The sequence below is a fragment of the Ruegeria sp. BG6 genome, from assembly GCF_056538465.1.
In genome coordinates this window covers 122,261-143,390 of record NZ_JBQFTB010000001.1, presented here as the reverse complement: position 1 = coordinate 143,390, position 21,130 = coordinate 122,261, and the positions used below count along the sequence as shown (strand labels likewise).

The 21,130-nt window shown below is 59.6% G+C and carries 22 protein-coding genes; 11 read left to right on the top strand and 11 right to left on the bottom strand.

Annotation, left to right across the window (positions count from 1 at the left end; genetic code table 11):
• Nucleotides 1–23: 23 nt before the first annotated feature.
• The 3 genes from mazG (at nucleotide 24) to ACR0JW_RS00735 (ending at nucleotide 2,333) form a co-directional block, all read left to right on the top strand.
• Nucleotides 24–881, top strand: a complete 858-nt coding sequence (mazG, locus tag ACR0JW_RS00745; RefSeq protein ID WP_170677449.1) for a nucleoside triphosphate pyrophosphohydrolase — start codon at nucleotides 24–26, stop codon at nucleotides 879–881.
• A gap of 64 nt (nucleotides 882–945) precedes the next feature.
• A complete protein-coding gene (locus tag ACR0JW_RS00740; RefSeq protein ID WP_170677451.1) occupies nucleotides 946–1,887 on the top strand; it encodes a nucleoside hydrolase in 942 nt (313 codons plus the stop codon).
• Nucleotides 1,884–2,333, top strand: a complete 450-nt coding sequence (locus tag ACR0JW_RS00735) for a GNAT family N-acetyltransferase (RefSeq protein ID WP_480713490.1) — start codon at nucleotides 1,884–1,886, stop codon at nucleotides 2,331–2,333. The genes ACR0JW_RS00740 and ACR0JW_RS00735 overlap by 4 nt, the downstream gene beginning before the upstream one ends.
• On the opposite strand, the gene ACR0JW_RS00730 is transcribed toward ACR0JW_RS00735, so the two are convergent.
• The 6 genes from ACR0JW_RS00730 to ACR0JW_RS00705 all read right to left on the bottom strand — a co-directional run bounded on the left by ACR0JW_RS00730 (nucleotide 2,330) and on the right by ACR0JW_RS00705 (nucleotide 6,880).
• On the bottom strand, nucleotides 2,330–2,497 hold the full coding sequence (locus ACR0JW_RS00730; protein WP_170610563.1) for a hypothetical protein: 168 nt from the start codon (nucleotides 2,495–2,497) through the stop codon (nucleotides 2,330–2,332). The genes ACR0JW_RS00735 and ACR0JW_RS00730 overlap by 4 nt on opposite strands.
• A gap of 65 nt (nucleotides 2,498–2,562) precedes the next feature.
• Nucleotides 2,563–3,036 (bottom strand): hypothetical protein, encoded by a 474-nt coding sequence (locus ACR0JW_RS00725; protein ID WP_170677453.1) that lies wholly within the window; start codon nucleotides 3,034–3,036, stop codon nucleotides 2,563–2,565.
• 209 nt (nucleotides 3,037–3,245) lie between these two features.
• Complete coding sequence (eno, locus tag ACR0JW_RS00720) at nucleotides 3,246–4,520, bottom strand: phosphopyruvate hydratase (RefSeq protein ID WP_170610557.1); 1,275 nt, start codon at nucleotides 4,518–4,520, stop codon at nucleotides 3,246–3,248.
• 145 nt (nucleotides 4,521–4,665) lie between these two features.
• Nucleotides 4,666–5,547: a DMT family transporter gene (locus ACR0JW_RS00715; protein ID WP_170677455.1), complete on the bottom strand. Its 882-nt coding sequence runs from the start codon at nucleotides 5,545–5,547 to the stop codon at nucleotides 4,666–4,668.
• Between the two features lie 136 nt (nucleotides 5,548–5,683).
• The gene (locus tag ACR0JW_RS00710; protein ID WP_170610551.1) at nucleotides 5,684–6,097 is read right to left on the bottom strand and encodes a Fur family transcriptional regulator; all 414 of its coding nucleotides are present in this window, start codon (nucleotides 6,095–6,097) and stop codon (nucleotides 5,684–5,686) included.
• A gap of 78 nt (nucleotides 6,098–6,175) precedes the next feature.
• A complete protein-coding gene (locus ACR0JW_RS00705) occupies nucleotides 6,176–6,880 on the bottom strand; it encodes an endonuclease/exonuclease/phosphatase family protein (RefSeq protein ID WP_170610549.1) in 705 nt (234 codons plus the stop codon).
• 165 nt (nucleotides 6,881–7,045) lie between these two features.
• On the opposite strand from ACR0JW_RS00705, the gene ACR0JW_RS00700 reads away from it, so the two are divergent.
• Nucleotides 7,046–8,017, top strand: coding sequence for a cation transporter (locus ACR0JW_RS00700; protein WP_170677459.1), 972 nt, complete (start codon nucleotides 7,046–7,048; stop codon nucleotides 8,015–8,017).
• 9 nt (nucleotides 8,018–8,026) lie between these two features.
• On the opposite strand, the gene ACR0JW_RS00695 is transcribed toward ACR0JW_RS00700, so the two are convergent.
• Nucleotides 8,027–9,445 carry a protein adenylyltransferase SelO gene (locus tag ACR0JW_RS00695; protein ID WP_480713489.1) on the bottom strand — a complete coding sequence of 473 codons (1,419 nt, stop codon included), beginning with the start codon at nucleotides 9,443–9,445 and terminating at the stop codon, nucleotides 8,027–8,029.
• An 85-nt stretch (nucleotides 9,446–9,530) separates the two neighbouring features.
• On the opposite strand from ACR0JW_RS00695, the gene ACR0JW_RS00690 reads away from it, so the two are divergent.
• Both ACR0JW_RS00690 and ACR0JW_RS00685 read left to right on the top strand, forming a co-directional pair.
• Nucleotides 9,531–9,950 carry a cupin domain-containing protein gene (locus tag ACR0JW_RS00690; protein ID WP_170677463.1) on the top strand — a complete coding sequence of 140 codons (420 nt, stop codon included), beginning with the start codon at nucleotides 9,531–9,533 and terminating at the stop codon, nucleotides 9,948–9,950.
• 4 nt (nucleotides 9,951–9,954) lie between these two features.
• Entirely contained in the window at nucleotides 9,955–10,845 is an 891-nt protein-coding gene (locus ACR0JW_RS00685) for a fatty acid desaturase (protein ID WP_170824482.1), read from the top strand.
• 65 nt (nucleotides 10,846–10,910) lie between these two features.
• Here the strand turns inward: ACR0JW_RS00685 and ACR0JW_RS00680 are convergent, their stop codons facing one another.
• The gene (locus ACR0JW_RS00680) at nucleotides 10,911–12,038 is read right to left on the bottom strand and encodes an anhydro-N-acetylmuramic acid kinase (protein ID WP_480713630.1); all 1,128 of its coding nucleotides are present in this window, start codon (nucleotides 12,036–12,038) and stop codon (nucleotides 10,911–10,913) included.
• 241 nt (nucleotides 12,039–12,279) lie between these two features.
• On the opposite strand from ACR0JW_RS00680, the gene ACR0JW_RS00675 reads away from it, so the two are divergent.
• From ACR0JW_RS00675 to ACR0JW_RS00655, 5 genes are all read left to right on the top strand, one after another.
• Entirely contained in the window at nucleotides 12,280–13,572 is a 1,293-nt protein-coding gene (locus ACR0JW_RS00675; RefSeq protein WP_170677469.1) for an MFS transporter, read from the top strand.
• 87 nt (nucleotides 13,573–13,659) lie between these two features.
• The gene (tyrS, locus tag ACR0JW_RS00670) at nucleotides 13,660–14,910 is read left to right on the top strand and encodes a tyrosine--tRNA ligase (protein WP_170677471.1); all 1,251 of its coding nucleotides are present in this window, start codon (nucleotides 13,660–13,662) and stop codon (nucleotides 14,908–14,910) included.
• Between the two features lie 259 nt (nucleotides 14,911–15,169).
• On the top strand, nucleotides 15,170–16,438 hold the full coding sequence (locus ACR0JW_RS00665; RefSeq protein WP_480713488.1) for an agmatinase family protein: 1,269 nt from the start codon (nucleotides 15,170–15,172) through the stop codon (nucleotides 16,436–16,438).
• A complete protein-coding gene (locus ACR0JW_RS00660) occupies nucleotides 16,428–16,961 on the top strand; it encodes a DUF3299 domain-containing protein (protein ID WP_170677473.1) in 534 nt (177 codons plus the stop codon). The genes ACR0JW_RS00665 and ACR0JW_RS00660 overlap by 11 nt, the downstream gene beginning before the upstream one ends.
• A 127-nt stretch (nucleotides 16,962–17,088) precedes the next feature.
• Nucleotides 17,089–17,844 carry a 3-hydroxyacyl-CoA dehydrogenase gene (locus tag ACR0JW_RS00655; protein WP_170677475.1) on the top strand — a complete coding sequence of 252 codons (756 nt, stop codon included), beginning with the start codon at nucleotides 17,089–17,091 and terminating at the stop codon, nucleotides 17,842–17,844.
• Nucleotides 17,845–17,916: 72 nt separating this feature from the next.
• Here ACR0JW_RS00655 and ACR0JW_RS00650 read toward each other — a convergent pair whose 3' ends face one another.
• From ACR0JW_RS00650 to ACR0JW_RS00640, 3 genes are all read right to left on the bottom strand, one after another.
• Nucleotides 17,917–19,725, bottom strand: a complete 1,809-nt coding sequence (locus ACR0JW_RS00650) for an ABC-F family ATP-binding cassette domain-containing protein (protein ID WP_480713487.1) — start codon at nucleotides 19,723–19,725, stop codon at nucleotides 17,917–17,919.
• Between the two features lie 68 nt (nucleotides 19,726–19,793).
• A complete protein-coding gene (locus ACR0JW_RS00645) occupies nucleotides 19,794–20,528 on the bottom strand; it encodes a GNAT family N-acetyltransferase (RefSeq protein WP_480713486.1) in 735 nt (244 codons plus the stop codon).
• 98 nt (nucleotides 20,529–20,626) lie between these two features.
• On the bottom strand, nucleotides 20,627–21,103 hold the full coding sequence (locus ACR0JW_RS00640) for an outer membrane protein assembly factor BamE domain-containing protein (protein WP_170677479.1): 477 nt from the start codon (nucleotides 21,101–21,103) through the stop codon (nucleotides 20,627–20,629).
• Nucleotides 21,104–21,130 lie beyond the last annotated feature (27 nt).

The following is a 21,130-nucleotide window of genomic DNA, read 5'->3' as shown; positions in this document are numbered from 1 at the left end:
ACACCGGAACAAGGGGCTTCGCAATGGCTGAAAATCCGCTGATCACCGACTCTGACGCAGGGATCGAGCGCTTGCTGGAAATCATGCGCCGCCTGCGCGACCCCGAATCGGGGTGCCCGTGGGATATCGAACAGGATTTCGCCACCATCGCCCCCTACACGATCGAAGAGGCTTACGAGGTCGCCGACGCCATCGAGCGCGAGGCCTATGATGAGCTTAAGGGCGAGTTGGGAGACCTGCTGTTTCAATCCGTCTTTCACGCGCAAATGGCTGAAGAGGCTGGGCATTTCACCTTTCAGGACGTGGTTCGCACCATGTCGGACAAGATGGTCGACCGCCACCCGCATGTGTTCGGCGACGAGTCCCGCGATAAATCCGCCGAACAACAGACAGCGGACTGGGAAACCATCAAGGCGGCAGAGCGTGCAGGCAAGAAGCAGAAAGGCGCGTTGGACGGGGTTGCGGCCAACCTGCCTGCCCTGCTGCGTGCCCATAAGCTGCAAAAACGCGCCGCCCGGGTCGGATTTGATTGGCCCGATGCCAGCCACGTGTTGGCCAAGATCACGGAAGAGGCCGCTGAACTGGAAGAGGCGCGCGACAGCATGGATGCCGACGCACTCGAGGACGAATTCGGTGATCTGCTGTTCGTGATCGTCAACCTTGGCCGCCACTTAGGCATCGAACCCGAGGCCGCCCTGCGCCGCACAAACGCCAAGTTCACCCGCCGCTTCGAAAAGGTCGAAGCCCGGCTGGCCGAACGCGGTAAGACGCCCACCCAAAGTGATCTGGCCGAGATGGATGCGCTGTGGGACGAGGTGAAAATCGAGGAACACCGCGCCAATGGCAAACTCCCGCCGGTAAGCGCAACAACCGGGGCCTGAAACAACTGGACAAGACACGCTCAGCTTGTCAGTGTCCGACCTTCACCACCCCCGGAGGCAGAGCATGACCGCCCGCAAGATCATAATCGACACCGATCCCGGACAGGACGATGCCGTCGCCATCCTGTTGGCGCTGGCCAGCCCCGAAGAGGTCGAGGTTCTGGGCATCACCGCCGTCGCCGGAAACGTGCCGCTGGAACTGACGGCCAAGAATGCGCGTATCGTCTGCGAACTGGCTGGTCACACCGAAGTGCCCGTTTATGCCGGATGCGACCGCCCGCTGAACCGCCCTCTGATCACTGCGGAACATGTGCACGGTAAAACCGGACTGGACGGCCCGGTTCTGCCCGACCCGCAGATGCCGCTGGCGCAAGGCCACGCGGTCGATTTTATCATCGATACCCTGCGTACACAGGCACCGGGGACCGTGACGCTTTGCCCGCTGGGTCCGCTGACCAATATCGCAACGGCGTTTCAGAAGGCCCCCGACATTGTCGACCGTGTTCAGGAAATTGTCCTGATGGGCGGGGCTTATTTTGAGGTCGGAAACATCACCCCAACGGCGGAATTCAACATTCACGTGGATCCGGAAGCTGCTGATATCGTGTTCAGATCCGGCAGGCCTATCGTCGTCATGCCGTTGGATGTCACTCACAAGGCACTTGTCACCAGACCCCGAAATGACGCCTTCCGTTCGCTCGGCAACAAGGTCGGCATCGCCGTGGCCGAAATGACAGATTTCTTCGAGCGGTTCGACATGAACAAATACGGCAGCGAAGGCGCACCGCTGCACGATCCCTGCGTCACCGCCTATCTGATCCGTCCCGACTTGTTCAGCGGGCGTCACGTCAATGTCGAGATTGAAACCCATTCGGAACTGACCATGGGCATGACCGTCGCAGATTGGTGGGGCGTCACCGACCGCGCACCAAACGCCACATTCATGGGCGATCTGGACGCTGATGGTTTCTTTGCACTGCTTACAGAAAGGCTGGCCCGGCTATGACCGCAGCACTCCGCCTCGCCCGACCGGACGACCTGGACCGCCTGATGACGCTGGTTTCCGCATTCCATGCCGAGACTGGAATTGAACAGGATGCCGACCAGCGGCGCGAAGGTCTGCGTCCCCTTCTGGAAGGAATCCCGCATGGGTGCATATACCTGATTGGCCCCGGCCGGGCTCCGCTGGGCTATATCATCCTGACTTTCGGGTGGTCGGTCGAGTTCGGCGGCATGGACGGCTTTGTCGATGAAATCTACATCCGCCCGGCCGTGCGTGGCCGCGGTATCGCTTCCGAAGTGCTGCACGATCTGCCCAAAGCCCTTGCCGAGGCCGGAGTGACGGCCCTGCATCTGGAAGTCGATCGCACCAATGACGCTGCGCAAAAACTCTACCTGCGCAGCGGCTTCAAGGCCCGCGACCGCTATATGCTGATGAGCAGAACGCTCTAGCGGCTTTCCCCGCGGAAGATCACATCGGGGTTATACATTTCCTGAACCGGGTCATCCTGAGACACCTGCATCCCTGTGATCGGGTAGGTATCGGGTCCTGCGCAAGCCGCAAGGAAGGATACGGACAGAGCCGAAACCATCAGAAGGAATTTTGATACAGACATCGTGAGCTCCTTTCTGCAATGCAATCAGGATAACTCATGTTGAGACACCGCCGTTAGGAACAAGTTCACACATAACGATATAATACTCGGCCATTTTCCGCCGATATGTCTGTTTTCGCGGTCTTTTGACCAGCATATTCACTGCTAGAGCATTGATAACCATAGACGATCCAGCGATCGGACTTTTCGAGCGTTTTCCTAATTTCGTCTCGGATTTTTTGAATATTTTCTGTCCTCGCATCCCGAAATTTACACTTTCGCGACAAAACGCGCCCCTTTGCCACAACCTGAAAGCGATACGGAGAACTGAGATTTTCACCACATGCTCCAGTGACAGACAGCAAGGCGGCAGCTTGAAAACGCCCCCCATCAAAAGCCCTATCGTTTGGAACACATAGAATGAGCAACCGATCTGGCACCTGTTTGACGCCGCTCTGGTTCTCCCAAGCCCTGGATGGGCGAACATAGACCCGATTGCTGATCAGCTCGGTTCTACCACACTGCTGCGCCCCACAACTCGGCCAGAACCCGTCAAACAATCATGTTTCCCAAGCTGCTTGCCGAATGGCATGAACCGGGCGACTACGGGAACTCTTGTCCGAGGCACCCAACCGCAAATCACTGAAATGGCGTGCCCCCGCCTAATCGGCGAGGGAGGAACATGTTTTTTTGACACGCGGGCCAAAGCATCTGACTCCGCAATGATCTTCAGTCAGGATTCTTATTATTTTTGCCGAAAGGCTCCGACTCAGCGCAGGATCGATGCTCCGGCATATTCCGCGACCTCACCCAGTGACTCCTCGATCCGGATCAGTTGGTTGTACTTGGCCAGCCGGTCGGACCGCGCCAGCGAGCCGGTTTTGATCTGACCACAGTTGGTTGCAACCGCCAGATCAGCGATGGTTGCGTCCTCGGTCTCGCCCGAGCGGTGCGACATCACATTGGTGTAGCGTGCGCGATGCGCCATATCGACAGCGCGCAGGGTCTCGGTCAGCGATCCGATCTGGTTTACCTTGACCAGCATCGAGTTGGCACAACCGCGCTCGATCCCTTCGGCCAGACGCGCCGGGTTAGTTACAAACAGATCATCACCCACCAACTGCACCTTGTCGCCGATCATGTCGGTCAGAGCTTTCCAGCCGTCCCAGTCATCCTCGGACATGCCGTCTTCGATCGAGATGATCGGGTAATCCTTGACCAGCGCCGCCAGATACTCGGCATTTTCCTCGGACGTCAGCGAGATATTCTCGCCCGACAGGACGTATTTGCCGTCCCTGTAGTATTCGGTTGCAGCACAATCCAGCGCCAGGTGGATTTCCTCGCCCGGCTTGTAGCCTGCCTTTTCGATGGACTGCAGGATGAAATCCAGAGCCTCGCGGGTGGATGCAATATTGGGGGCAAAGCCGCCCTCATCGCCGACACCGGTGGCCAGACCAGCGGCCGACAACTCACGTTTCAGCGTGTGGAACACCTCGGACCCCATGCGCACGGCTTCGCGGATATTCGCGGCCGAGGTGGGCATGATCATGAATTCCTGAATGTCTATCGGGTTGTCTGCATGTTCACCGCCGTTGATGATGTTCATCATCGGTACAGGCAGAACACGGGCCGAAGTGCCGCCCACATAGCGATACAATGGCTGCGTGGTGAAATCCGCTGCGGCCTTGGCAGTCGCCAGCGAGACACCCAAAATGGCGTTGGCGCCCAGACGGCCCTTGTTTTCGGTCCCGTCCAGTTCGATCATCGCCTGATCGATCGCCACCTGCTCGGTCGCGTCATAGCCCACCAGTTCTTCCGCGATCTCACCGTTCACGGCGGCGACGGCTTCCAGAACGCCCTTGCCCATATAGCGCGACTTGTCGCCATCGCGCTTTTCCACCGCTTCATAGGCGCCGGTTGATGCGCCAGAGGGCACAGCGGCGCGTCCCATGGTGCCGTCTTCCAGGATCACGTCCACTTCGACCGTCGGGTTGCCCCGGCTGTCCAGAATTTCACGTGCATGGATGTCGATGATGGTGCTCATAAGGCCCGTCCCTGTGGCTGCGTTCAGTTGCACGCCTCATACCATCAACGGGTGAAAAGTAAACCGGTCATGTTATCGCTAACACATCGATCAGGTGGCCTTTAGGGCTAACAGCACCCTGTTTGCCCCAACCTGCGACGATCCGTCAGGCCGCAACTGCCATGGCACGCGCCAGACGGCGCTCGCGAACAAAGGTGTAAAGGCCGGAACCCATGATCAGCATGGCACCGGCCAGTGTCATCTGGTCGGGACGTTCGCCGAACATCAGCATCCCTGCGGCAATCGAGAAGACCAGGCGGGTGTACCGGAATGGCGTCAGGGCCGAAGCCTCACCGATCCGCATCGCGGTTACGATGCCGTAATATCCCAGAACGCCAAACCCGATCGCGCCAAGATAAGGACCGATCTGCGCCGTTTGCAGCGGAATGACCGGTTGAGCCGAAAACACCATCAGAACCGCACCGGCAAACGCCACCGCGATGTAGGCCTGCAGCGCCACAACAGATGACGCGACGCGAACATCAAGTTTCCGCGTGATCAGATCCCGCACCGCAATGGCAATCACGGTTGCCACGACAAACAGGGACTCGGGCTGGAAACCTTCAAGTCCGGGACGAATGATCATCAGAACACCGATGAAGCCAACGCCAATCGCGCTCCACCGCCGCCAGCCAACCTGTTCCCCCAGAAACAGCGCTGCCCCCATGGTCACCGCCAGCGGCATCGCCTGGAACACGGCTGCAACTGTGGACAGGTCGACAAGCGACAGGGCGGTAACAAAGGTCAGTGCCCCCACCGCTTCGGTCGCGGCACGGGCCAGAGGCAACGGCTGCCACGCCACCGGGTCAAAGATGCGTTTGCGTGTGGCCAAAGACATCAGCACGAAGACAAGGCTGCAGAACAGCCCCAGAACAATCATGATCTGGCCGGTCGACACACTGGTCGACAGATGCTTGATAAACATGTCTTCAAGCGAAAAGGCCGCCATCGAGCCAATGATCAGCAATATGCCGTTTACGTTGTTCATGCGCGTGTCCGTTTGGGTGGGCTGGAAAAATCTGAGCCTGTGAGTCACCAAAACCGGAACATTCGCGACGTCGCAAGCCGGATTACGACAGGTTTAATGAATTGACTTGAAGCGACCAATCGCTTTTCGTGATGGGTCAGTCCTGTTCCAGCGGAACACCATACAGTTCCAGCCGGTGCCCTTTCAGCTTGTAGCCCAGCTTGGCGGCAATCTTTTCCTGCAGTGCCTCGATCTCGGGATCAACGAACTCGATCACCTCGCCCGACTGCATGTCGATCAGATGATCGTGGTGATCGCGCTCGGCGTCCTCATACCGCGCGCGTCCGTCGCCGAATTCCAGCCGCTCCAGTATTCCCGCCTCTTCGAACAATTTGACGGTCCGGTAGACTGTTGCAATGGAGATGCCGGAATCAACGGCCGAGGCGCGCGTGTACAGTTCTTCGACATCCGGATGGTCTTCGCTTTCCTCCAGCACCTGGGCAATTGTGCGGCGCTGCCCCGTCATGCGCAGCCCTTTGGCTTCGCATCGGGTGATGATCGTATCCGGCATGATGACCCCCAGAAGTGTTCGGGTTTCTGTCTTAGTACGTCTGCACGGCGCGCGCCACAGGTGATTTTCCAGCGCGCCCTAGACTGCAGACCGCAGGTCAGCCCAGACCGGCAGATGATCCGACGCAATATGCGCCGGCCGCGCGTTATGTACACCGTGCAGCATTGCCTCAAGGCCGCCGCCCAGCGCGATTCGGTCCAGCGCGCCCAGGGGTTGCGCCGCCGGAAAGCTTGCGACCGGAGGCAGAAACCGCATGCCCGGAACCAGGTGATCCAGCACGGGCTGACGCGACCATTCGTTGAAATCCCCCGCCCAGACAGTCGGCATACTGTTCTGCCCCGCATCGCTGCGCCTGAGTTGCGTCAACTGCTGGCGGCGGGATGCGGGCAGCAGGCCCAGATGCATCCCCATAACCCGAAGCGGACCGATCTGAGTATCGAATTCCACCTGAACGGCCCCGCGCGGCTCCAGCCCCGGCAACTCGTGATGGGATGCGCTGCGCACCTGTATGGCGTCACCCCGCCAGATTACCGCGTTGCCGTGCCAGCCCAGGCTGCCCGCGCCGCCCAGATCGACAATGTTCCAGCCAGCTTCGTCCAGCATGAAATGCGGCAGCGCCGCAGGCCGGGGCGGCAGACGTTTGTCGGCCTCCTGCAAAACCACGATATCCGCTTTCATTCCCTCCAGAACCTGAAGGATACGCTGCGGCTGGCGCCGAAGGTCCAGCCCGACGCATTTCTGAATGTTGTAACTGGCAAGTCGAAGGGTCGGCGAACGGGTCATGGGCTTCCGGTTGTCGTAGACCTCTAAGATTGCGTCGCCCGTTCCCGTGTGCAACCCCGGAATGCTTGTTTTTCGGTGCAATATCCGCGCAGTTCAAATCATTGGCGAAATGCACGCTATTGACTATTTGTGCAGCGGATTGATGTTAATTCGGGGAAAAACAGGATGGCAATGCCGGACACAGACAAGAAGAAACGCCTCGAAGGTCGGTCGCTGCTTGTGGCCATGTGGGGCAATCTGTTCATGGCTGGGGCGGGTATTCTGGCCGGTATCCTGTCAAACTCCAATGCCATCATGATGGATGGCCTGTTTTCATTGATCGGTTTCGGCTCTGCCTTTCTGGGCCGCCGGATCAGCCAGCGCGTCGGCGCAGGACCCGACAAGCTGCGCCCCTTCGGATATGCGGCGGACGAGGCAATCTTCTCCACCTTCCGTGCCCTGTCACTGCTGGGGCTTGTCCTGTTCGCCATCACAAACGCAATCAAGAACATCTACAGCTATCTTAGCGGCATTGATCCCGAGCCGCTGAATTTCGCGCCCATGTTCGTGTATTTCGCGACGATCGGGGCCACCTGTCTTTTCCTCTGGGCCTTTCATCACTTCACCTGGCGCAAGACCGGCAAGAACAGTTCGATTCTGCGTCTGGAGGCCCGCGCTTCGCTTTTCGATGGCATGATCACCGCCGCCGCCGGACTGGGTCTGGGCGCCATCTACCTGTTCCGCGATGGCCCCCTTGCGCCCGTCGCTCCGATCGGGGACTCGATCATCGTTCTGGTGCTCTGTCTGCTGGCTGTCGGTACCTATTTTCGCGAGTTCCGGGGCGGTTTGGGAGAACTGGCGAATGTCACCGCAAACCCCGAACACCTGGCGACCGCGCGCCGGGCCCTGCGCGAAGCCATCGCCGAGGACGGCGGAACCTTGCGGGACATGTCCGTGACAAAACAGGGGCGCAGCATTCTGGTGACGGTCTACTATGATCCGGGCCGCCCCGTCACTGCAGACGAAATCGACACCCTGAACCTGCGCATGATCAGCGATTCACGAACCGCGCTGCCTGAATCGGATGTGCTGCTTTTGGTCACCCAGTACCAGCGGCGCTGGCCGGACACGATCAACCCGTATCGGGCGACACCCTAGCCTCTGCACTCACGTGCCACAGAAGGTCGCCCGGACCACTTCACTTTCGGTCGGGGGCCGCATCAAGCCGGCCGCATCGGGCTGATCCACGTATGGGTTCGCCAGTACCTTGTTCAGACTGTGAAACGGCGCGTAGTCCCCTTTCACGGCGGACTGAATCATCTGTTCGACACGGTGATTGCGCGGGATGAAAGCCGGATTGGCCATTGCCATAACGCTTTGCGGGTCTGCCTCGCGTGCCAGACGCGCGCTCCATCCGTCGGCCCAGGCGTCAAACGCCTCGCGTTCGGTGAACTGGTCCCGTGCCGTATCGCTGCCCAGCGCGCGGAAGGTATTTGTGAAATCGGCGCCGTTCTGGGCCATCCGCGTCAGCAGGTCGGAAATCATCTCAAGATCCCCTTCCTCTGCCGCTGCAAGCCCGATCTTGGCCCGGAACCGACGCAACCAGTTCGCCTGCAGCAGCTCGGGCATTGCGTGCACGATCTCCGTTGCCTCCTCGACGGCGGCTTCCTTGTCCTCCATCTGCTGGATCAGCGATGTGGCCAGTTGCGCCACATTCCAGACAGCAATCTCGGGCTGGTTGGAATAGGCATACCGCCCCATCCGGTCAATCGAACTGTAGACCGTGTTCGGATGATAGCTGTCCATGAAGGCACACGGCCCGTAATCGATGGTCTCTCCGGCAACCGAGCAATTGTCGGTGTTCATTACCCCGTGAATAAACCCCACACTCATCCAGCCCGCGATCAGTTGCGCCTGCGCGTCGACAACCGCACGCAGCAGGCCCATCGGACCCTCTGCGTCGGGATAATGGCGCGCAATCGCATAGTCCGTCAGTCGTTTCAAACTGTCCAACTGCCCGCGCGCGGCAAACACCTGAAACGTACCCACCCGCAGATGGCTTTGCGCCACACGGGTCAGAACCGCGCCGGGCAACGGACCTTCCCGCAGAACGACCTCACCCGTTTCCACTGCCGCCAGCGCCCGGGTCGTCGGGATGCCCAGCGCGTGCATGGCTTCGGAAACCACGTATTCGCGCAGCACAGGACCCAGCCAGGCGCGTCCGTCCCCTTGCCGCGAAAACGGGGTCGGTCCGGACCCTTTCAACTGAATGTCCCGGCGCACCCCATCCGTGCCGACCGTCTCACCCAAAAGCACGGCGCGGCCATCGCCCAGTTGCGGATTGTAGTGCCCGAACTGATGCCCGGCATAAAGCTGCGCCAACGGTTCGGCCCCTGCGGGCACGGTGTTTCCTGCAAAGGCCTCGGCCATCTCCTGCACATCACCCGCGGAAATTCGCAGAACCTTGGCCAGATCGGCATTGAACGCGATCATCTGCGGCGCACGAACGGGAACCGGCGCCTGCCGCGCGAAAAACGTATCCGGCAGCCGGGCGTAGGAATTGTCAAAGGGGATCGTCAGGGTCATGCGCCAAACATATGGCCTGTGCCTGCGATTGCCATAGCGGATTGCGCCATCCCGTGCATAATTGACCCGAACATCCGAGGATCAAATGAGCGCACAAGAGATCATCAGTCATCTGCAAATGCAGCGCCACCCTGAAGGTGGCTGGTTCCGGGAAACCTGGCGCGCCAGCAATTCAGGCCGCGCCACTGGAACCTGCATCTATTTCCTTCTGCAGCAAGACGAAAGCAGCCACTGGCACCGTGTGGATGCCACCGAAATCTGGCTTTATCACGCCGGTGCGCCGTTGGTCCTTTCGCTGAGCGCAACCAGCCACGGCCCGGCCACCGACCACCTGCTCACCCCCGATCTGTCTGAGGGTGAGCCGCAACTGATCGTGCCGGAAAACCAATGGCAATCCGCCCGCAGCACTGGCGCCTACACATTGGTCAGTTGCACGGTCTCGCCGGGGTTTCAGTTCGAAGGCTTCGAACTGGCCGAACCCGGCTTCGACATCCCGCGCGGCTGACCTCATGGATCACCGCGCACTCGTCTCTTCCATCCCGGCAGACACAAAGGACCGTCTGCAAAGACGCTCGGACATCTTCGGGTTGAAACATCTTCTGATCTATCTTGGGGTTCTGACTGCAACCAGTGCCGGCATCGCTGCACAAATCCCGTTCTGGCCCGTTCTGCTCTTGCCGCAGGGCATTCTTCTGGTCTTCCTGTTCACGCTCAGCCACGAATGCACCCACAAAACCCCGTTCCGGACCGGATGGCTCAACGACGCGGTCGGCCACGTGGTCTCGGTTCCCATCGCGCTGCCCTTCACATGGTTTCGCTTTTTCCACCTGGCCCACCACAAATGGACCAATCACCCGCAGAATGACCCCGAGCTCGACGGCAAGCCCCGTCCGGACAACTGGCGCAGCCTTGCGGTCTACCTCAGCGGCTGGCCCTACTGGTCCGGCATGGCACGGGTGATGTTCCGCAACGCCTGCGGCAGGATCGACGCCCCCTACCTGCCCGCCCGCCAGCACCGCGCAATCCGGGCCGAGGCGCGCTGTCTCCTGTCCCTCTACACCCTCGCGGCCCTCAGCCTGTTGTTTTCCCCAACACTATTCTGGCTGTGGATCCTTCCGGTTCTGATCGGCCAGCCGTTCCTGCGTCTCTACCTGTTGGCCGAACACGGCCTCTGCCCGCCCGTCGCCAACATGCTGGAAAACTCACGCACCACCTTCACCAACAGGCTGATCCGCTTTCTTGCCTGGAACATGCCCTACCACGCGGAACACCACGCGTTTCCGAACGTCCCGTTCCATCAGTTGCCCGAACTGCACCGCTGGACACAGGCGCATCTGAAATCCACGTCAAACGGCTATGCCGAATTCACCTCGGACTACGCCCAAAGCCTTAGCCGTTAGGATCCGTTCTTCATCTGGCCCCAAATATCCCGGGGTGAGGCCGCAAGGCCGAGGGGCAGCGCCCCTTACCCGCCAACCGCGACCCCACGGGACGGCGAGGATACAATCCCGCCCCCCACCAACGCCTTGACCCCGGTTGTTCCCGGGCACGAGGTCGGCAGCCCCCGCGCGACGCGCACCGCGAGATAGGCAAACGCCTGCGCCTCCAGCATGTCGCCATCCAATCCGACGGCCTCGACCGGTTCGACCGGACAGTCCAGTGACACGCTCAGCATCTTCATCAGCACCGGATTGCGCCGTCCGCCGCCCGTAACCAGCACTCGTTCGGGCGGTTTCGGGCAATGCTCCATCCCCTGCGCCACACCGGCCGCGCACATTCCGGTCAGGGTTGCGACCGCATCCGAATCGCCAAGCTCTCTGACCAGTTCAATCATCTCGGCAAAATCGTTGCGATCCAGTGATTTCGGCGGCATCCGGGCAAAGAACGGCTCGGCCAGAAACAGCTCAAGCGCGCCGGTCTCCACCGAACCGCCCCGCGCCACGGCCCCGTCCCGATCCATTGGCAAACCCAACCTCGCCTGCATCAGATCGTCAACCGGCGCGTTGGCCGGACCGGTGTCAAAAGCCAGCAATGCGCCCGGCGTCTCTGGCCCGGCACAGGCCGGATCCACATAGGTCAGGTTTCCAACCCCGCCAAGGTTCAGGAAACACAGTGGCCGGGTCGCGCCAATCCATTTGGCGCAGGCAAAGTGAAAGAACGGTGCCAGCGGCGCCCCCTCGCCCCCCATCGCCACGTCGTCGCTGCGGAAATCCCAGACCACTGGCAAGCCCAGCGCCTGCGACAGGCCAACGCCATCGCCAACCTGCAACGTCCCTTGTGTTTTCGGCGCGTGGGCCAGGGTCTGTCCGTGAAACCCGATGACGTCCACCTCTTCGAACTCTGACAGAAGCTCGGCATGGGCGCGGGTCACCAACTCCTCCGCCGCGTCGACCTCGGGGCCGTGCCAGCGTCCCAGCGCCCTGCGCAACAGCGCGCGTTCCTCATCCGAATAGGCGCGGTACAGGCTTTCCCCAAACCCGAGAATCTCGCGCCCGTCCGTTACCACCACGGCGGCATCCACCCCATCCAGGGATGTTCCGGACATGGCGCCCAAAGCTCTGACGGACCCGTTTTTCTTGATGGCCTGCCCCACCCTTGTCTCTCCTGCAACTTCATTCTGCGCCTGAAATCCCGGCGTCAGGTTCAACCTGCCCATGTATAGCCGCACAAAGCAAGCCGCATGGAATTCGCCGATCACACGGCAACCGGAATCGTTGCCTCAAATCAATATCCAACCCGGCACCGCACTCCGATACTCGGGGGATTTGCGAAAAAGTGACCGAGTATGGCAAGTTACAACCGTATGGAAACCAGAACACCCGAGTCATTACCTGATGCAGCGACCGGACACCTCCGAGGGCACCAATCCGATTGAGGCCCGCAACTACCAGCTGATTTTCTGGTCAGGCGCGCTGGCGACGATCGGCGGGCAACTGGTCAACCCCCGGCTGGTTCTGCCATTCCTCTATCTTGCGCTTGGAGCCCCCACTTTCGTTGCAGGGCTGCTGCTGCCGTTTGTCACCGGCGCAAGGCTGATCGCTGAAATCTTCGTCTCGCCCTTCATCAACCGCGTGACCCGCGCGAAAGTGGCGGTCTATATCCCAAACATCCTGACCGGGGCCATCCTGGCCGTTGTGGCGTTGTTTGCCACCAACCTGCCGCAGATCATGGTGGTCGCATTGTTCCTGATTACCGCGATCATCATGGGCCTGTGTCAGGGGATCACTAGCCTCGGCACCAGCCAGATCTACGGTGTGTCGGTTCCCAAGGCCAAGCGCAACCGGATGGTCTTTGCCCAGGCCACGATCTCGGGCGTTCTGGCCATTGCGATCGTCTGGATCACCAAGGATCTTCTGGCCTCAGAAGAACCCCTCCAGCGCCATATCGTCGTGATGTGGTGCGGTGTTGTCGCGATGTTTGCCGCCGGTATCAGCTTTGCCGGAGTCCGCCTGCTTGAGGAAGAACACGCTGCCAAACCCGCACCGGCACAAAAGCCCAAACCCCTCGCCGAGCTTGCCACCGGCTTCAAAACCGGCATGGCCCTGGGCTGGTACCGCAAATTTCTGACCGCCCGTATGATCTTCATCTCGGTGGAACTGGCCATGCCGTTCTACACCATCCACGCGGCGACCTACCATGTGGGCACCAAACACTCGCTCAGCTACTTCGTCATGGCCGCCAGCGCAGGCGTCGTGATCGGCTCGGTCGTCTGGGGCTGGCTCAGCGGGCGCATATCGGTCAAGCCGGTCATGTGGCTGGGGTGCCTGATTTCGATGATATCGGCCATTCTGGCGCTGGCGTTCACGATGCTGGGTTACGCACAGAACGTCTGGCTCTACGCGCTGGTGATCCTGCTGCTGTCCGTCGGAGGTAATGGCGTGATCTACGGTCGCTACCTCTATCTGATCGAGTTGACCGAGGAAAAGGAACGTCCCTACCTTGTCGCGCTGGGGGACGTGATTGCCGGATTGGTCGGCATCGTGTTCGCCGCCATTCTTGGCGCCGTGGCCCATCTGCATGACCCGGTCACGCCCATTTTCGTGCTGGCGGTGCTGAACCTGATCGCAATGATATACGCGTTCAGCCTGCCACCGGTCGACCAGTCACCTGAACCGAAAGACCCCTAGGCATCGATCTCAGCGAAAAAGGTGCCTTTCCCTTACCCATCCCGCCGCCTATACAGTGCCCCGCAACATCAACCCCGAGGGCACGATATGAACTACCACCCCAAATCGGATTTCATCGCCACGATGATCGAGCGCGGCTTTCTCGCCGACTGCACCGATTATCAGGGCCTTGACGACGCGCTGATCAGCGGGGTGCAAACTGCCTATATCGGATATGACGCCACGGCGCAGTCGCTGCACGTGGGTCATTTGATGAACATCATGGTTCTGCGCTGGCTGCAAAAGACCGGCCACAAGCCGATCACCCTGATGGGCGGCGGCACGACCAAGGTGGGCGACCCCTCGTTCCGCTCGGACGAGCGCCCTTTGCTGGGCCCCGAACAGATCGACGCCAATATCGCGGGCATGAAGCAGGTTTTCGCCAAATACCTGTCCTATGACGACAGCGAGACCGGCGCGCTGATGCTGAACAATGCCGAATGGCTGGACGGTCTGAACTACCTCGATTTCCTGCGCGATATCGGGCGGCATTTCTCAGTCAACCGGATGCTGAGCTTTGAATCGGTGAAATCACGCCTGGACCGTGAACAATCGCTGTCCTTCCTCGAGTTCAACTACATGATCCTGCAGGCCTACGACTTCCTCGAGCTGAACCGCCGCTATGGCTGCGTTCTGCAGATGGGCGGTTCAGACCAGTGGGGCAATATCGTCAACGGCATAGACCTGACCCGCCGGGTTCTGGATCAGGAGATCTACGGCCTGACCACACCGCTGCTGACGACCAGCGATGGCCGCAAGATGGGCAAGTCGCAGGGCGGCGCGGTCTGGCTGAACGGTGACATGCTGAGCGCCTACGAATTCTGGCAGTTCTGGCGCAACACCACCGACGCAGATGTGGGCCGCTTCCTTAAAATCTTCACGGAACTCCCTGTCGAGGAATGCAACCGCATGGGCGCGCTGGCCGGGTCCGAGATCAACGAGGCCAAAATCCGTCTCGCCAATGAGGTCACCACCCTGCTGCACGGGGCCGACGCCGCCGCGACGGCAGAAGCCACCGCCCGCGAGGTGTTCGAAAAAGGCGGTGTCGGAGGTGATCTGCCTACCCTAACCCTCAGCGTGGATGAACTGGGCGACGGCATGTCCATCGTGCAGATCATCGTGAAATCCGGTCTGGCAAAATCGGGCAAGGAAGCCAAACGCCTGATCGCCGAAAACGGCGCCAAACTGGACGACGCACCGTTGACGGATGCGGGCCTGATGATCGACGCAGGTGCGCTGTCTTCACCGATTAAGCTGAGCGCCGGAAAAAAGCGTCACGCGCTGGTGCAGCTGGGCTGAACACAAATACAATTCTTCGAAGCGGCCACCTGACCGGTGGCCGTTTTCGTTTGACCGCCAAGCTTAACCATGGGCGGAGCGCCAGCTAAGTGGACAAGGTCGCAAGTCTGGAAAAGAAACTCTGGATTTGCAGGAGGAAAAACAGGCTGACAAAAGGCCTTACATCCCAGTGCAAAGGACGTACCCGAGCCAGAATTTGCGAAAAACTGCAGTTTCGGCGATAGTTTTGGTTAAGCCAAAACCAAGGGAGGGGCTTCCGGTGTTTCAAAGTCTCCAATTCACGCTCGCTGTTTTGTGCGTTGCCTTTGCTGGTGCCGCGAACGCTCAGCTTTATGGCCATGAGTTCGAAGGCAGCCAGTCACCGATCCGCGAAGGGGAACAACCCGTTATCCCTCTGGACACCGAGGACCCAACCTACAATGCATGGCGCACCCCCCTGCAGAGTTTTGAAGGAGAGCGGGAAGGACGAGAGCCCGGACTTGTCGACCCTCAGCGTTTCTTTGGTCAAGGCTATGCGCAGCTTCCAACGTTTTTGCACCAACCCTTGGCCTTCACGCCCGGCGATCTTGCAGCGGCTGAAGTCGACGTGGCGATCATGGGAGCATTTACGGATATGGGCAGCGGCGCGCGCGGTGCCTCACGCGGGCCAAACGCCGTGCGCAACTCATCAATCTACCTCGGCTACGGGGCACGGCAACCACATATGCACGTCATGGTAGACCCACTTCAGGATATGACGGTCGTCGACTACGGCAACGCCCCGAACGACATGATGAGCACCGAGCGCACAATTCACGCGGTTCGCTCGTTTGTTGGTCAGGCAGCGGCGGTACAACACGCTGACGGCAGCCATGTGATACCTTTTGTCGTAGGTGGCGATCATTCACTGATGTATCCGAACGTGGCGGCCATGACGGACGTTTACGGCAAGGGAAACGTCGGCGTTGTTCATTTCGACGCACATTACGATGCCGGGAAATACAGTTTTGGGCACCTGATCAATCATGGCATGCCAATTTATCGGTTGATCGAAGAAGACCTGGTTGAGGGTAAGAATTTCATTCAAGTGGCTTTGCGCGGATACTACCCGGACGAAAAAGCATTTGAATGGATGCGCACCAACCAGTTCCGCTATCATACCATGGCCGAGATCGAACACCGGGGCTGGGACGCTGTTATGGAGGACGTCATTGCCGAGGCGAACGACGGACCGGAATACATTTTTATCTCTTTCGACATCGACACCTTTGACCCGGCATTTGTCCCCGGCACGGGAACGCCCGAACCTGGCGGCCTGATGCCGCGCGAGATCTTTCCGATAATTCGTCGTCTCTGCGCCGAGTCGAATGTGATTGGGTTCGAAATTGTCGAACTGGCTCCGTTGATGGACCCAACCTACGTTTCGGCTTTGAATGCCAATCGAACGATCAGGGAATGCCTGACAGGTATTGCGATGCGTAAACAGGGTCTGACCGAACCGGATTACAAAAGCCCGCTCACTGTTTCACACGGTCAGAATGACAATTAGGCTTCCGGTCTATTCAGTCTTCTTTGTTTCTCTGACTGGTTTGGCAGCACAGTCCGAGCCGCAGAAGATCTCGTGGTCAGATCTTCGCGAAGGCCGTCTTGTCGAGTGCGCTCAGTTTTTGGATGAATACCTGTCAAACCCAAGTTGCCTGCCCAGAGACTTAAGCGATCGTATGCTATCGATGCAGATTGCCGAATGCGTGCCGGGGAACTCTGACCTGGAAGGCGATCTTGTTCTCATTGCCGGGTACGCTCATCCCGTTGAGTTTGAATTCAAGGACGTGAAAGACTTCCTGTTAGTGCCTCTGTTGTCTCAGACGTGCCGGCATCCAACCGCACCACTTCCTGATCAGGTAATTTCTGTTGAGTATCCGGAAGGCGTCGACATATCTGCGGATCCGGTTTGGGTGACAGGTGAAATCTTCATCCGACAGTCTCAGAGCGAACTCGCGCCTTCAGTCTACAAGATCAAAGCTTCGGACGTTGTCACAGCAACCATTCCTGACGTCTCAGCCGCCGAGTGAAACCACCCGTCAGGCGATAAACTACCCAATTGGGACGGAAACGGACCTTCCTGCACACACGACTGGACAGGCATAGCCTCTTCCCATTAAATGAACACACGTTCAAATCACCGCAGAGGAGCCCGCCATGCAATTGTCCACCACAGCCGCGATCGTCACCGGCGGCGCATCCGGATTGGGCGAAGCCACTGCCCGCTATTTTGCCGAAAACGGTGCTCAGGTCACGATTCTGGACCGGGACGCCGAACGGGGAACGCAGGTGGCAGAGGATATCAACGGGCACTTCGCGAATACGGACGTAACTGACGAGGCCTCGGTCTCTGCTGCCATCGCATCGGCCACGGACAAGATGGGCAAGATCACGGTCGCCGTGAACTGCGCCGGTATCGCTTATGGCATCAAGACGGTCGGCAAGGATGGCCCCCACCCGCTGGACGCGTTCCAGCGAACCATCGACATCAATCTGGTCGGCACCTTCAACGTGTCACGTCTCGCCGCAACCGAGATGGCGCGCAACGAACCCGAACCCGACGGCGCACGCGGGGTGATCATCAACACGGCGTCGATCGCGGCTTTCGACGGACAGAAAGGTCAGGCCGCCTATGCTGCCTCCAAAGGTGGCGTGGTGGGAATGACCCTGCCCATGGCCCGTGATCTGGCCTCGACCGGCATACGCGTCATGACCATCGCGCCCGGTATCTTCATGACCCCGATGCTGGCCGGGTTGCCGGAAGAGGTGCAGCAGCAGCTTGCCGCCGACGTGCCCAATCCGCCCCGTCTGGGTGATCCGCGTGAATACGGGCGTCTGGCTGGATTCATCGTCGAGATGGGTTACCTGAACGGCGAAGTCATCCGCATCGACGGCGCGCTGCGCATGCGCTGATGCACCGAATACGGCCGCAGGAATTTGGTACAAATCAAACACACCCGGGATGCCGGGGCGTACAAAACAGTACTAAGTGCCTTCGGCCTTTTCTTCCAGCATCAGCCATTCTTCCTCGGCGGCGGACAGTTTCTCCTGCCGCTCGACCAGCGCATCGGTGGCTTTCTGAAACTTGACCGGCTCGCGGGTAAACAGCTCCGGATCAGACATCAGATCTTCCAGCTTGGCAATCTCAGCCTCAAGGCGCGTGATCTCGGCCGGAAGTTTTTCCAACCGGTGCTTTTCCGAGAAGGACAGTCCCGATTTCGGCTTCGTTTCCTGCTTGACCTTTGCCTTTGAAGGTTTTGATTTTTCTTCTTTCTTATCGATCACGTCGCCGCGTTGCGCGATGTAATCCGACCAGCCGCCAGCATAGACTGTAGCGCGCCCATTACCCTCCATCGCGATGGTAGTGGTGGCCACGCGATCAAGAAAGTCCCGGTCATGGCTGACCAGCAATACCGTGCCATCATAGTCGTCCAGCAGTTCCTGCAACAGGTCCAGCGTCTCGACATCCAGATCGTTGGTCGGTTCGTCCAGCACCAGCAGATTCGATGATTTTGCCATCAGCTTCGCCAACAGCAAACGTGCTTTTTCCCCACCAGACAAAGACTTAACGGCGGCTCTCGCCTGCCGCTCGTCGAACAGAAATTCCTTGAGATAGCCAACCACATGCTTGGGCTGGCCGCCGACCATAACCTGATCAGCCTTGCCCGACACCCGCATGTCCGGATCACCGGTCAGGCTGTCCCACAAGGTCATTTCGGGATCAAGCTGCGCCCGGGTCTGATCGAAAACCGCGATCTCTAGATTGGTCCCCAGGTTGACCGCGCCCTCATCCGGCGCCTCTTGTCCCAGAAGCATCTTCAACAGCATCGTCTTGCCCACACCATTGGGCCCGACAAAGGCCACACGGTCACCGCGCTGAACCAGCAGATCGAAATTTCGCACGATCTGCGTATCCCCAAAGCTCTTGGCCAGCCCTTCGGCCACAATCACCTTTCGGCCGGATTTCGGGCCGGATTCCAATGACATGGCGGCAGCGCCCTGACGTTTGATCTGCGCTGCTTTCTCCGCCCGCAGCGCCTGCAAGGCACGCACACGACCCTGGTTGCGCTTGCGTCTGGCGCTGATGCCCTCAACCGCCCATTTCGCCTCGGACTTGATCAGCCGGTTCAGCTTGTGGCGTTGCTGGTCTTCCTCCTCCCAGACCTTGTCCCGCCACGCCTCGAACGCGTCAAACCCCTGTTCCTGACGCCGCACCGACCCGCGATCAATCCACAAAGTCGCCCGCGTCAGTGCGCGCAAAAAGGCACGGTCATGCGAGATCAGGACAAAAGCCGCCCGCGCTGACCCCAGCTCGCGTTCAAGCCACCCAATCGCTTCGATATCCAGATGGTTGGTCGGCTCGTCCAGCAACATAAGATCCGGGGCCTCGGCCATCAGCTTGGCCAGCGCCGCCCGCCGCCGCTCGCCGCCCGAGGCGGTCTCAACCGCGCGTGACGGGTCGAACTTCAACCCCTCACCGGCGCGTTCCACCTTGTACAGTTCGTCCGGCTCCAATCCGCTGGACGCGTAATCGCCCAGCGTTGCGAACCCTTCCATCGTCGGGTCCTGCTCCATGTACCCAACCGATTTTCCGGGCGGCACAACGATTTCGCCGTGATCAGGCTCGACCAGACCCGCCATCACTTTCATCAATGTGGATTTGCCTGATCCGTTGCGCCCGACAAGGGCCACCCGATCACCGGGCTGGACCACAAGATCAAGCCCGGAAAACACCGGATCACCCCCGAACGTCAGGGAAACACCGGACATCTGCAACAAAGGAATTCTCGCCATGCCCGCCAGCTAAACCGGCTGACGGGACGCGTCAACGCCCCGGCTTCACCTTTTCCAAAATACTCAAATCACCCGGCCGCGGTTCGCAGCAAACGTTTGCGGCTCGGGGGTATCGCTCCGATCTCAAGCCCGGTAAACACGTGCAACGTGTTCATGCGCCGATCCACCACCGCATGATCGCTGACCCAGCCCCCCATCATCAGATAGGTCCGCAACAGTGGCGGCATCCGCAGCATCGCCTTCTTCACATCCGGCCTGCGCCGCAGGCGCGCGGCAAAGCGGAAAACATCCGGTGCCTTGACCCGGGGCAACCAGCGCTTCGGCGCCAGATGACGATGTTTGAGCATGGCGAATGCGTCCAGATACTCGGCCGTCTCGGTGCCTGCGAAAGAGGAACAGCCAAACAGCATCCGGACCTCGTTCTCGTCCACATAAGTGGTCATGGCTCCCCACGCGACGCGCAGTATGTCGTGATCGAAATAGTCGGGATGTATGCAGAACCGCCCCATCTCGACCATCCGCCCGCTGAAACCTTCAAGCGCCGATAGGTCATAGAATTGCGAGGAATAGCTGCGCCCGATGTCAGCGCCGCTGTTCATTGTCAGCATGCGGAAGCAGCAAACCAATTGCACGCTGCTTCGCACGTCTTCAACCAGTATATGCGCGCAGACCGGATCGAAATCGTCCTGATCGGCCTGCCCCGTTCCAAAAGCCAGTGTCCGCAGTCGCTGCGCCGCCGCAACGTCCTGCGGTGACTGCGCAAGACGGGCGCGATACCGCCCCTTACCGAGCAAAAGTGCCATGGTCGCATCCTCCGCGGTTGCTGACCCGAAATCGACTTGCCGTATCGATACCATGCAATGTGTGACTGTCGTGTGACCATCGCAAGTTTGGCGGAACTTTAGTTTGTTGCCCCCGGGATGTTGGCCGGGTTGAAGTTGCCAATGTTACCGATCAGCTGGCGAATAAGCCCTTGGTCCTCGATGTTGGATTCGGTAACGCGGCGCTCCAGCGGCACTACGATTCCATCCTCCAGGCCAAAACGTTCAATGTTTCGCACAACACCCCGCTGGTCGAAACTGATGGCCAGCAACTCTCGCGATACCACTTCGGGCTTCTTGGGGCCGTAAAACCGGACACGCGACGCCACATAGTAGTACCCCGAATCCCGAACTACACCGGTCGAGGTGGGCGCGCCGACCGCTTCGGCCACGCTGTCGCGGGTGTCTACGCCAACTTTGATTTCTGCCAGCTCTTCGGCCGGTGGAATATAGCCGTGGTTTTTGTAGGTCGCCGTACAGGCACCTAGGGTTGCCAGGCACGCAGCAAAGACAAGCATCTTCGACGCCGGATTGAACCTGTTCACGATCTTCAACATCTGCACCCTCTTGCCTTGGCCTCTTGC